Here is a 12626-nt window from a genome sequence, read left to right as displayed (position 1 = left end):
ACATAATTTCCTAGGGAGATTCGCACCTGGATATTTGTGGAATTAGGTACGTTTTTTAGTGGTTTTGAGAAGACAGGCTTATTTTAAAAGAATGGTGTTGGATCAATTGTCTGAGAAAGGCGAGAAAATTGGTGATTAAATTGTGCAATATTGCTGTCGCTCCCGTGTGGGGGCGTGGATTGAAATATCTTGCTTATTACATGTACTGCATTGCTTATACTGTCGCTCCCGTGTGGGGGCGTGGATTGAAATGAATAACTTTTGCAATAGATGTGGTCAGGCGTTGAGTCGCTCCCGTGTGGGGGCGTGGATTGAAATCAAAGGGCTATGGAGCGAATAAAAAGGTGTTGTGGTCGCTCCCGTGTGGGGGCGTGGATTGAAATCCGCTTTTTCTTTTCAAGTAGCTCCAGTATCTCTTGTCGCTCCCGTGTGGGGGCGTGGATTGAAATATATTGACGCAGCCTATGACGGCGCGGACGGTACTGTCGCTCCCGTGTGGGGGCGTGGATTGAAATCGTCATGTGTTTCTCCTTTTTTGATATGCAGCTCTGTCGCTCCCGTGTGGGGGCGTGGATTGAAATACCAGAAAGGAGAGAGGGTTCGGAAACCGTATTGGTCGCTCCCGTGTGGGGGCGTGGATTGAAATTCTCCTACTCTTAAGATGCAGGGCTCTCTTCCAAGTCGCTCCCGTGTGGGGGCGTGGATTGAAATATCATCGTCAGCTTCCCAACTGTCACAATTTTCGTCGCTCCCGTGTGGGGGCGTGGATTGAAATGCGTCCTTCAGTCTTGCGAAAGAGGGACTTGACATCGTCGCTCCCGTGTGGGGGCGTGGATTGAAATCATTAATAACTGACTATTAGATTTTGAATCATTTGTCGCTCCCGTGTGGGGGCGCGGATTGAAATCTGCAGGTCCTCCATCGTACAGCCATGAAACCCGTCGCTCCCGTGTGGGGGCGTGGATTAAAACCAATTACAAAATACGAGGGCCCAAAGAAAGGCAGAAGATATGACAAATGAATTTTACAAATACGAGCTCTCAGAAGAAATTTTAGAGTCATTAAATGGCTTAGGCTACAATAAACCTACGAGTATACAGCAAAAAGTTATTTTGCCAATGTTAGCGGGGAAAAACGTAGTTGTGAAAGCCCCTACCGGCAGTGGCAAAACGGCAGCATTTGCCATACCAATATGCGAAAGTATCAGCTGGGAAGAAAACGCACCGCAAGCACTAATTCTTGAACCGACCAGGGAACTTGCAGTCCAGGTCAGCGAGGAACTGTTTTATATCGGAAGAAAAAAGCGGCTGAAGGTTCCGGCGCTATTCGGTGGATTCCCGATCGACAAGCAAATCCAGACCTTGCGGCAGAAGACTCATATCGTGACAGGAACACCGGGCCGTATTATGGATCATCTGGGCAGGGAAAGTCTGAAGCTGGAAATGGTGAAATGGCTGGTAATAGATGAAGCAGATTTAATGCTTGATATGGGGTTTATAGATGAAGTTAAAAGAATCCTTTCTCTTGTCCCGGCGGATTGCAGGATATGCCTGTTTTCTGCAACTTTAAAACCAGAGATCCAACAACTGGTTGATGAATTCATACCAGATATGACGATTGTGCTGCAAAGAGCCACAAATGAGCAGGTGGCAGCAATTACAGAAAAGTTATATTTCACAGACCAGGATGGCAAATATGATACATTTCTTGATGTTCTTATCCACGAGAATCCACAAAGCTGCATGATTTTCTGCGGAACAAGAGAGATGACAAATGTTCTGTTTCAGAAGCTTCGCAGAAGACGGATATTTTGCGGGATGCTGCACGGTGAGATGGAGCAGAGGGAACGGCTAAAAACGGTAGATGCATTCAGGAGAGGATGCTTCCGATTTCTGATTGCAACGGATGTGGCGGCCAGAGGAATTGATTTCGAGCACATTACCCATGTAGTGAACTATGATTTCCCATCGAAGAAGGAAACATATGTACATCGAATCGGAAGAACCGGAAGAAATGGAAAATGCGGTACGGCAATTAGTTTGGTGACTGAGGATGATAAGAGGATGTTAAAGCAGGTGGAAGAGTATGCAGGGCGGAAACTGCCGTTTACAGATCTTCCGGTATTGGATGCTGAGAAAGAAAAAAACTTCTGGAAATCTCAGCGTATAAAAGCAGAGATAAAGCCTAAAAAAGGGACGGCTCTGAATAAGGGGATTACACGCCTTTCAATCGGAGGAGGACGCAAATCAAAAATGCGGGCAGGAGATATTGTTGGAACGATATGCAGTATGGAAGGCGTAGAGGCCGATGATATTGGTATTGTGGATATCAGAGACAGCCTAAGTTACGTGGAAATCCTAAATGGTAAAGGGGATCAGGTGATGGCATATCTTCAGATAAGACCGATTAAAGGGAAGATTCGGAAAGTCAGGAGATCAGGATTGAAAGGGAATTGAACATTCAATGAAACTCCGGGAGCAAAATGATCTCATTGAAGAAATCAATGTTTTTAGTGGTCAATAAGTACGTTTTCATAGGAATGTGAGGAATTAGGGGAAATGGAATATTTAGTTCTGGGTAGTTATATAGAATTCGAAAAGAAGGTGAAAACAGGGTGGATAGAAGGCTGGAAAAAAGTTTTTAGTGTGCTTGGAATTTTTAATACAATATTATTTTTAATAATGATCTTAAGCGCCAGTACATCCTTTCTTTTTCTATTTTTGCCCTCAAAGCATAGGACAATAATAGCATGTGTATGTATATTAATAGAATTTATTTCCGTAGTAATTATTTCATTTACTACGCAAGGCAAAGCAGTTTTGAAACAAAGTGCAGATATAAAAAAACTGGATACAAAATATGATTCTATAAAGGAATGGCTGGAGAGCATAGGGTTTAAAGAAAAAAACCAAATAAAGCAATTATGCCGCCGTTGTGAAATTGAAGTAGAGAAAAATAATGAGAAAAAATTGGAACGAAAAAAATTTAGAGATAGAATATTTAATATCTTTCTGTTTCCGATGTTCATTGCGATTTTGGCATGGATATTTGATTTGAAATTTGATCTGGCAGATCGTATGATGATAGCAATATGGATAGCTATGATAGGAATCGTTTTAGATTTATTGGTGTATGGTGTACTGTACTACTTAACGCCTATCATAGACAGAGAAAATATTAAGATGTATAAAATGGTAAAAGATATTCAAGGAGTATTGGATAGAAAATTCCCAATAGAAAATGAAGACATTGTTTAATATACATATAGAAGCAAAACAGCAGTATATAAAGAGTAAATTTTTATATAACAAGATATTTCATTACTTAGGAGAAGAACCGAATGAAACCCTACGACTTCTACAATTCATTTTCACCGTTAGAATTCCAGAACTTTGCCAGGGATATGATTCAGATCAGGGAGGATATTTTTATAGAATCCTTTGCAGAAGGTAAGGATATGGGGATTGACGGGAGGCATGTAAGAGCAGATGGCTATACAATAATTATGCAGGCAAAAAGATTATTAAATACCAGCGAGAGGATATTATGTGTAGCGCGGAAAGAAAAAGCTAAATTGGACAATCTGGTGAAACAGGGAATGCGGGTGGACCGCTATATCCTGGCATTATCGGGAGATTTGACGGTTGAGAAAAAAGAAGTAGTCCGGAAAATATTTTCCCCCTACATTCTGGCATTTGAGGACATTGTCACGGGAGGTGACTTTAATAATTATTTGAGCACTGACCGGGAAAAATACTGGCCTGTTGAGGAGAAATACTATAAACTCTGGATTCAAAATACAGCAGCACTAAAGCGGTCTATCTATGAAGCTGTACACACTCCAATGGTGCATCAATCTGAGATTTATCTCAATGAAGCCATTGAGAAGGCTAATTTATTTGTGGAAACCGACATTTATGAAGAGGCCATTAAAAAGGTACAGAAAAATAAGGTTCTGATCATTTCGGGAGAGCCGGGAGTTGGAAAAACCACTTTAGCTAATCAGGTTGCACTATATTATTATGCAAAGTATCAGTTTCAGGCGTATATATATGCTTCGTCAGTGGAAGATTTGTACACGGCCCAGGGAATAGATGGAAGAAAGGTAATCATTTTCGATGACTTCTGGGGAAGTAATGGGTTTGACGCTTTTGGAAATGGAATGCATACAAAAGAATTAGTTACATTTATTGAATATATTCAAAAGAGGAAGGATTGTCTTCTGATTTTGACTACAAGGGAATATGTCCTGGAACAAGGTTTGAAGAAAAATGAGGATTTTAGAAGGAAAGTGGAATCCAATAAGCTGGAGTGCCGGCTTGATCAATATTCAGAGGCGGATAAACTGAAAATTTATTATGGACATTTAAAGAATACGGTTTTAACCTGGGACCAGGTGAATGCCCTTAAGGGGGCAGAAAGAAGAATTATTAATTCTAAAAACTACAATCCCCGTGTGATTGAAATGTTTACAAAATCGGTAACACCTGATATTGAACCGCAATGCTGTGTTGAAAACTTTATACAGTATTTGGAGTGTCCGGTTGATTTTTGGAAGAAGATATTTACGGAATTATCCCAGGAAGCCAAAGTAGTGTATCTACTAATGGCTATAATGCCCCTTCCTTTAGAAATCAAAATATTGGAAGAGAGTTATTGTAATGTTCTGAAAGCCAATCAAAAATCGTTGGAATGGAAAGGGTTTTCCGAGATTATCATTGAACTGGAAAAGACTGTCGTAAGAACTGATATGTATAGCCTGAATTACTCCGAAAGGATTGTCGTTACATTTCAAAATCCATCGGCAAAGGATTTTATAATGGAATTGTTTCGTGAGAATTTCGAAATCTATCGGGATATTTTGCAACAAGGCTGTATATATTTTTCGCAGTGTGTGGAGTATCTTAAGCTGCTGGATGATATACCCGGTTCAGATGACCTATATGAGACAATGCTGGAAAAAGCAATTTCACTCTTAGAATCTAAATCTATCATTTTTTATAGCAGATACATACGCAGACTTGCTACAAGGGAGGAACGATATAAGTATTATCAAAGATATTATACGAAACAGGATTGTTCAGAACTGGGGTATGGAAGGTACTTTCAATTACTGCTGTTGTATAAGAGCATTAATTGTTTTAAGCTGAAAGGCTGGTTTGAAAAGATATTTACAACCATCATCCGGTCAATCGAGCGATACCCGGAGTCCGTATTAAGAGAGGACTTGCAGGTGTTTCCAGAGATTGCCGTGAAGCTGGAACAGGAAGGTATCTGCGATAATATTGAGTGGATGATGGACGTTTACGTGAATAGTCTGATGAAAAACCGCGAGGAACTGGATGGCAAGGAATTTGCTGAAGCATATGAAAAACTTTGGAATGAATATATTTATTCTAACAGGGAAAAGATTGATCGATATTTGAATAGATATTACAGAGCAGAGTTCTGCCTTGCGGCAGCAGAGAATAATGTGGATGAATTTGTTTATTTGGATGAGCGATGTCATGAGATTTTTCAAAAGTTAGGGCTTGAAATATCGGATGACTTGCATAAAGAGATTGGACATTATGACAGCTGGATAGATGCAGACTATGAGGATTCAGACCTGGATGAAGAAAGCATATCCGGGCTGAGAGAAAATATAGAGGAAATTAAACGGGACTTTAAGGAAAGCTTTTTGGATGTAATTTTACCTACTGAGGTTGAGGATATGGAGGCCTGGTTGGAAATAAATGCGGTGCCGGAAAACATACAGTCTGTTATGAAGGCAGCATTATATAAACACGCAGACTTTTGGGATTTTTTTATCCATGACGAGGAATCTTTAGAGTTTTTAACGCTGCTTGTATCATATACAGGGCATTTGTCGGAAAGTATCTTGGAGGCTTCCAGGGACATAGTCCGGTATATGGCAGAGAAATGTGGAGGAAATAAAGAAGCATTATTTCAAATTATAAACTCTTTTCGCCCTTATGAAAGGAGATTGGGAATTCTATCCAGCGTCGAACTTGAGGCGAAGTGTCCGGATATTGGTTTAGGGGGAGACGACATAATTGATAAAATGCTGGAGTCTCATATTCTTGTATGCAGGCATCACTGGTATCGCCTTTCTAATCGTTTGATATTGTTCAGTGTTTATATCGACCATATAGGTCAGCTGTCTGATGCAGAGCGTAATGTATATTATGCAAATGTATTTCAAAAGGCAGAAGATGAAGAACAGAAGGCGGTTTACTGCTTAGAGGATTATACGATACAGAGCTTAATTGCAGCGGGAAGGTCATGGCAACGGGCGAAAGATACGATGCGTTTATCTGAGCTGGCATTATATGAGCTTGATCAGGAGCTGTTTAAAAGATATGAACTGATCCCATTGGCATGTGAATCATATAGTAACCTGTATGCCGATACAATAGATGAGGTGATTCATAATCTGATTGATGAAATGGATATGGAATTTGATGTATTGGAAGATGGTACTCAAACGGGCTGGACACTCTACCAGAATGATTTCTTTTTTGCTTTGGAGTGCATAAGCAGTTTTTCTTTATTTGATGCAATACCGGATAAGTTTACGGAAGAACAGATCAAAATACTCAGGGACAATGACCGCTTGAAATCGGGAGAAGAAGTAGTAAGTTTGAAGCAGTTAGAAGAAATGGATCTGCTCAAATACATGGGAATATACGAACCGCTGGAATTGATTTGGAATGAAATATGTAGATGGAAGATAGAAGGTGAAAACAATGGATGGTGCTGATAATGTAAAAAACTTAAAAAAGAAATTATTATTTGCGGCAGGGAAATATTCTGATTACAGCAGATATAGTACTACATTGGCTGACCTGGAAAATGAGTATGATGAGACGCTGGAGATATATGATCTGGCTATATGGGAGAATCAATCCAACGGAACAATCCGGGACAAGGCGGTGCGTATGCTGCATGTTACATCAGAACTTTTTTATGATTTAAGTTATAACGCTGAACAGGAATTGTATCATGTTATGGAAGAAATCATGGAACTGGGGGCAAATGAACAGAGACAGATATGGGACCTTGTAATAGAAAAGGAACAAATGACAAAGGAACATTTTGATAAAATGCTCGATGGCTGGTGTGATTTTGAATACTGTCAAAATGATGCGCTTAACACCTTTCTGAAGGTATTAACTGAATATGTGGGAAAACAGCTTTCCATCTATAAGGCCGGGGAAAGCGAGGTGAATTAGCTGAAAGATATCTACGAAAAATTTGCATATGATTATGATGAATTCGGAGACATTGAGAATTATCTTGGAAGTGAAAGGCAGTTCTTTAAAGAGATATTGAATGAGAATCAAGTACAATCCGTATTAGATTGTGCGTGCGGAACGGGACAGCACCTATATATGCTGGCTGAATTAGGGTATCGCGTCTCGGGATCTGATTTTTCTGCGTCTATGCTGAAAGTTGCCTCTAAAAATTTAGAAAGGCATGGGATACAAATCCCCCTGAGCCGATGTGATTTTAGAGAATTACAGGAAGCATTTACAGAAAAATTCGACGCTGTTGTCTGCCTCACAACAGCCTTACCCCATCTGCATACGGATGAAGATTTACTTACAGCACTTATATCCATGAAAGACAGACTGAAGAAAAATGGTTTGCTTATATTGACCCAGGGGACAACGCATTTTACATTAACGCTGCCATCAATAGAGGTGGTTGTAAACAGAGATAATTTTTCCAGGATATTTGTGAAAGAGCACGATGATCAATTCCAAACAATTCATGTAATAGATTTATACCATTCTCAAAATAGATTGGAAAATAATCAATATGATATTGTATATAGGATTATTCTTGACGATGAATATAGAGGGCTGTTAACAAAAGCAGGGTTTAATAATATAAACATATATGGTGACTATGATAGAAGTCCTTATGACAAAGAGAGTAAAAGGCTTATTGTTGTTGCTCAGTGAAATGAATGAACACGCCCCTAGTTTGATATTTCCTGATCCAGTCAAGGAAATATCAAACTAAGAGCCTTAAGTGATAATAGAGTGGTAATAGATTTTTTTCTTGACAAATCTTTATTCTATATGGTATTCTTTCTAAGCAAAATAATTTCATATGGTTTAATTGGAAACGCACATTCTCCGAATGATTAACGAACAACACATAATTACAAATCATTCAGGAGGATTTTTTTATGCCCAAAAACAAATTTCAGGATGTAGTCTTTACAGTAATTATGGCACTTATCATGGTTTATGGTATGGTTGTCTACAACGTTGCATTAAATACCGGCAATGTTTCTGGAGAGACCTTTTTACTTGCTCTGTGTGAACTTCCAATTATGGTTCCGATAGCCTTTGTACTTGAATTCTTTATTGTTGGAAAAGCTGCAAAAATGTTAGCATTTACGGTAATGAAACCAACGGACAGACCACAGCTGATAACCTATGTGATTTCCATTTGCATCTGCTGCATTATGTGTCCGGTTATGAGCCTTATTGCGGTATTTTTATTTAAAGAACCCGGTTTCGGTATATGGGTAAAGACGTTCGCGATGAACTTCCCGATGGCTGTCTGCTGGCAGCTGTTTTACTGCGGGCCGCTGGTGCGTTTGATATTCCGCACACTTTTTAGAGAAAAGAAAGTCCGGTAATCTATGCAGATATTTCTGGCTGAACATAAAAAATTATAGCCGGATTTTTAGCGGAGTATGGGTAGTTGTTGCACTGGTGCTGCAATATGTTATACTTTTCTTAAGAACTAATCAGACCTATAAGATACGTGGTATGGTCAATTCAGGAAGAAAGGAATCTTTACAAATGACATCAGAAGAGTGGAAACAACAGCGATTTGAAAATTGGTGCAGGGAGATCCGTCTGCAGAGTTAAATAAAGAATAATGCTCTAAAACCAAAACTTGATACGGAAGATGTGCTGGAGACCGCGGATTTTATATTTTCACCGATCAGGCCATTTGATCGTGTAGGTGACAGCGGCAATCTTCTGCTGGCAAAAAGAAAAGTGAATCGCCGGGAACAGTATCTGGTTAAACATGAATATTGTGACTGCGCTGCAAATGAATTTATATACTCAAAGCTTGCTTGTGCCATGGGGCTGCATATACCTGAATCAAAATTATTTCATATATCGGAAGGCGAAAAACGAAAGTATTTTAAAACAGGATATACAGTTGGCGCAAGATATCTTACCTTGTCAGACCCCGAACCGTCCTACGAACTAATCCGCAGCAGTGCTGTAAACTGGGAGGAATACTTTTCTTTTAGAGCTTTGTACCTATTATTTCTGGAATCAGATTCTTTTGAAGTGGTATTGAATCATGACAATTATATTTACCGTGTAGATACAACTGATGCATTTCACCTGGGAGAGTGGCAGTTGAGCAAAGCTGGGCTTGATATTGACAGTCCAAATGGAAATCTTCAGCAGTTAACCAGGAAAATGATGCTGGATTCTTTGAAAGAAGATTACTGGGAATATATCCAGTTAGAGAAATGGCTGGCTGATACGGTAGAAGAGTATGGAGAGGAATGCAGAAAAGGATTTCTTGGCCCGTTTTATGAGATTCAGGGGATTCAGGAGTCGTATATAGATGACTTTCTGAATACGCTCTGCTACTTTTATCCGGATTTTGTAGGCGACTGCTATAAACAATTTATCAAAGCCGCACAGAAAAAAAGTCATGATTTTTTGCAGGCTGTAAAATAGGGCCAAGGTATCTAAAAAATTTATGGCAGGACTTATGTATTATCAGGTCGGTTGGACGATTGAAGACTGTGAGACAGGATTAAGCGAAGCCCTGGTGGAGAATCTTAAACGATCTACAAAATTTTTTTAACCGTATCAACATACCGGCATACGTCTTCCGGCGCATCAAAACTATACAGCAGCCCATAAGGAATGCTGTATTCCCAATTCACGGGTATTGAAACGAGTCCGGGATGTACCTCCTTCCAGCACTCAAGAGTTAGCAGGACATTCCGGGTTTCCGCACAGCGGTTGAACACCGACAGATCATAAAACTGCGGTGTATCCTCTATATGAATCCGGGGATGGTGCTTTTCCAGGTCATTGCGCAGAAAGTCATTGACCCCGGAATCCCCCCGTTCAACCATCATGAATGTTTCCCCATATAAATCTTCAATCCTAATGGATTCTTTTCTTGCAAGGCGGTGTTCTCTGGATACCGCAATCATTTTTTTATATCTTCCAAGCGGGAGAAAATTACAGCGGCGTAGCCACTCTCTGGAATCACATACGCCGATCAAAAAATCAAACTTCTTCCCCAGTTGTTCTATCTCAGCGAGAATTCCCTCGTGATTATCCTCAAAAGGCACAAGGTGCAGTTTGTATTCGGAAAAGTCCTGATTCACGCGGTACCACAGATCCATAAATGGCTTCGCGGGATTCAAAAGTGAGGTGCCGATGCAGAAGGTCGTGTCGCTTAAATGCATGGCCGCTCTGGCGCCTGCTATAGATTTTTTTGAGTAGTCCTTCATGAATTTGGCGTCCTGGTAAATGAGGGCGCCTGCCGCTGTCAGACGGATGCCGGACGGTGTGCGTTCAATCAATTTCAAATCCAGATGGTTCTCCAGCGCATTCATCTGTTTCATAACGGCTGTCGGAGAAATGTACAGCCGCTCGGCGGCCTTTGTAAAGCTGCCGCAGTCGGCAGCTGCGATAAAAGTATCCAGCATATGGTTGTACATGAGACACCTCCTATATAAACAAAAAGTTTATACGATAATAACATATCGGAGATTCCGTTTCAAGAGAAATGACGGTAATATATAGGGAAAAAGAAGGAGGTGCTTGAAATGGCCGATTTGATTGCGTTCTTTTCGAGGAAGGATGAGAATTATGTGAACGGAATGCTTAAGAAGCTGGATGTAGGAAATACGGAGGTGGCTGCCGGTATTATTCAGAAGTTGACAGGAGGGGATCTTTTTAAGATTGAGCCTGTGCTGGATTATTCCCCCAATTATAACGAATGCGTTGCTGAAGCACAGGAAGACCAAAAAAGAGAGGCCCGTCCTGAACTGAAAACCTATCCGGAGAGTATTGAACCTTACGATGTTATTTACCTTGGTTATCCGAACTATTGGGGAACAATGCCGATGGCGGTATTTACTTTTCTGGAACACTTTCATTTCAGCGGGAAGACTATCAGGCCTTTCTGTACCCACGAGGGGAGCGGGATGGGCAGCAGCAGAAAGGATATTATGACGTTGTGTCCCGGGGCTAATGTAGAGGAGGGGCTTGCAATACGGGGCGGCAGTGTGAACCGGTCGAAGAAAGACATTGAAAATTGGTTATGAATTGGAGGAAGATAACATGGAGACGGAAAAAGTAACTGCAGGGAGAGACAAACTCGGAGTATTCGCCCCAAAGTTTGCAGAGTTAAACGATGATGTGCTGTTTGGGGAGGTCTGGTCAAGGGAGGATAAGCTGCCGGCAAGAGACCGCTGTATTGTCACAGTAACGGCACTAATGGCAAGCGGTATCTTAGACAGTTCGCTGGAATTCCATTTGACCAATGCAAAGAACCATGGCGTGACCGCGGAGGAGATCGCGGAGATCCTGACGCATGCAGCTTTCTATGTTGGATGGCCGAAAGCGTGGGCAGCTTTTCATATGGCAAAGGAAATTTGGAAAGATGTGTATCCGATGCATTAAAGGCAGGGTACCGCTCCATCGATACGGCGCAGGCTTATTACAATGAAGAAGAGGTTGGCACGGCAATTGCAGAATCCGGGATACCTAGTACATCGTAAAATAATTAACTGCCACATAAGCCGACCTAAATTTCCGATAGCACTGCTCCACAAGCCTCAGCGTAGCCCACTACGCCTGCGTTTGTGGAGCAGCACTCTCGAAAATTTATCTCAGCTTATGAGTCAGTTACTTATTTTACGATGTACTAGAGAAGAGATATTCCTGACATCCAAGGTGTGGGTGGATCGTTATGGTTATGAAAAATGCAGGGAATCCGTAGAAGAATCGCTTAAGAAGCTTAAGACAGACTATATTGACCTTATGCTCCTTCACCAGCCGTTTTCCGATTACTACGGCGCATGGCGGGCATTGGAGGAACTGTATGAAGAAGGAAAGCTGCGTGCCATTGGAATCTCTAATTTTTATCCCGACAGATTGGTAGACATTGCTGCTTTTGCAAGAATCCGCCCAATGATCAACCAGGTGGAGGTACACCCATATAACCAGCAGGTTCTTGCAAAAGAATATATGGATAAATATGGTGTACAGACAGAGGCGTGGGCGCCTTTTGGAGAGGGGCGGGGCGGCCTGTTTGAAGACGGCGTGCTTATGGAAATAGGCAGGAAGCATGGAAAAACAACTGCACAGGTAATGCTTAGATGGAACATTCAGCGAGGAGTGGTAGTTATCCCAAAGTCAACACATTATGAGCGTATGGCAGAAAATTTCAATGTATTTGACTTTACCCTGGATGAGGAAGACATGAAAAAAATCGGGCATCTTGATAAAGATCAAAGTTCGTTCTTTTCCCACCACGACCCGTCTACAGTAGAGTGGTTCGTACAGGTAGTGAAAGGGCAGAGTAGTGCATCATAAAATAAGATCAGC

The 12626-nt window shown here is 41.1% G+C and carries 12 protein-coding genes and 1 CRISPR repeat array; of the genes, 11 read left to right on the top strand and 1 reads right to left on the bottom strand.

Annotated elements, in window-relative coordinates; genetic code table 11:
* Window positions 1-155: 155 nt before the first annotated feature.
* Window positions 156-971: a CRISPR direct-repeat array (repeat unit 31 nt; unit sequence GTCGCTCCCGTGTGGGGGCGTGGATTGAAAT).
* Window positions 972-1010: 39 nt separating this feature from the next.
* The 7 genes from ARB69_RS13210 (at window position 1011) to ARB69_RS13180 (ending at window position 9731) form a co-directional block, all read left to right on the top strand.
* The gene (locus ARB69_RS13210; protein WP_055153607.1) at window positions 1011-2456 is read left to right on the top strand and encodes a DEAD/DEAH box helicase; all 1446 of its coding nucleotides are present in this window, start codon (window positions 1011-1013) and stop codon (window positions 2454-2456) included.
* A gap of 102 nt (window positions 2457-2558) precedes the next feature.
* Complete coding sequence (locus tag ARB69_RS13205) at window positions 2559-3257, top strand: hypothetical protein (RefSeq protein ID WP_055153564.1); 699 nt, start codon at window positions 2559-2561, stop codon at window positions 3255-3257.
* 83 nt (window positions 3258-3340) lie between these two features.
* Window positions 3341-6763: an ATP-binding protein gene (locus ARB69_RS13200; protein WP_055153562.1), complete on the top strand. Its 3423-nt coding sequence runs from the start codon at window positions 3341-3343 to the stop codon at window positions 6761-6763.
* The gene (locus tag ARB69_RS13195; RefSeq protein ID WP_148487216.1) at window positions 6741-7235 is read left to right on the top strand and encodes a hypothetical protein; all 495 of its coding nucleotides are present in this window, start codon (window positions 6741-6743) and stop codon (window positions 7233-7235) included. The genes ARB69_RS13200 and ARB69_RS13195 overlap by 23 nt, the downstream gene beginning before the upstream one ends.
* Window positions 7236-7970 carry a class I SAM-dependent methyltransferase gene (locus ARB69_RS13190; protein WP_055153560.1) on the top strand — a complete coding sequence of 245 codons (735 nt, stop codon included), beginning with the start codon at window positions 7236-7238 and terminating at the stop codon, window positions 7968-7970. It begins immediately after the preceding gene.
* 230 nt (window positions 7971-8200) lie between these two features.
* Entirely contained in the window at window positions 8201-8659 is a 459-nt protein-coding gene (locus ARB69_RS13185) for a hypothetical protein (RefSeq protein ID WP_050641178.1), read from the top strand.
* Between the two features lie 277 nt (window positions 8660-8936).
* Window positions 8937-9731, top strand: a complete 795-nt coding sequence (locus tag ARB69_RS13180; protein WP_055153558.1) for a hypothetical protein — start codon at window positions 8937-8939, stop codon at window positions 9729-9731.
* A 113-nt stretch (window positions 9732-9844) separates the two neighbouring features.
* Here the strand turns inward: ARB69_RS13180 and ARB69_RS13175 are convergent, their stop codons facing one another.
* On the bottom strand, window positions 9845-10732 hold the full coding sequence (locus tag ARB69_RS13175; RefSeq protein ID WP_055153556.1) for a LysR family transcriptional regulator: 888 nt from the start codon (window positions 10730-10732) through the stop codon (window positions 9845-9847).
* A gap of 108 nt (window positions 10733-10840) precedes the next feature.
* Here ARB69_RS13175 and ARB69_RS13170 point away from each other — a divergent pair, with 108 nt between their 5' ends.
* From ARB69_RS13170 to ARB69_RS13160, 4 genes are read left to right on the top strand one after another with little or no spacing between them, the layout of a single operon-like run.
* The gene (locus ARB69_RS13170; protein ID WP_055153554.1) at window positions 10841-11341 is read left to right on the top strand and encodes a flavodoxin; all 501 of its coding nucleotides are present in this window, start codon (window positions 10841-10843) and stop codon (window positions 11339-11341) included.
* A 16-nt stretch (window positions 11342-11357) separates the two neighbouring features.
* Window positions 11358-11699 (top strand): carboxymuconolactone decarboxylase family protein, encoded by a 342-nt coding sequence (locus tag ARB69_RS13165; RefSeq protein WP_055153552.1) that lies wholly within the window; start codon window positions 11358-11360, stop codon window positions 11697-11699.
* Window positions 11630-11797: an aldo/keto reductase gene (locus tag ARB69_RS27715; RefSeq protein ID WP_330377669.1), complete on the top strand. Its 168-nt coding sequence runs from the start codon at window positions 11630-11632 to the stop codon at window positions 11795-11797. Before ARB69_RS13165 ends, ARB69_RS27715 begins: the two co-directional genes overlap by 70 nt.
* Window positions 11742-12614: an aldo/keto reductase gene (locus ARB69_RS13160; RefSeq protein WP_083487093.1), complete on the top strand. Its 873-nt coding sequence runs from the start codon at window positions 11742-11744 to the stop codon at window positions 12612-12614. Before ARB69_RS27715 ends, ARB69_RS13160 begins: the two co-directional genes overlap by 56 nt.
* Window positions 12615-12626 lie beyond the last annotated feature (12 nt).

Origin of the sequence: Faecalicatena contorta, from assembly GCF_001404335.1 — a bacterium.
GTDB classification, from domain to species: Bacteria; Bacillota; Clostridia; order Lachnospirales; family Lachnospiraceae; genus Faecalicatena; species Faecalicatena contortus_B.
The sequence above is the reverse complement of the archived record's forward strand: the minus strand, read 5'-3'. Positions and strand labels throughout refer to the sequence as shown.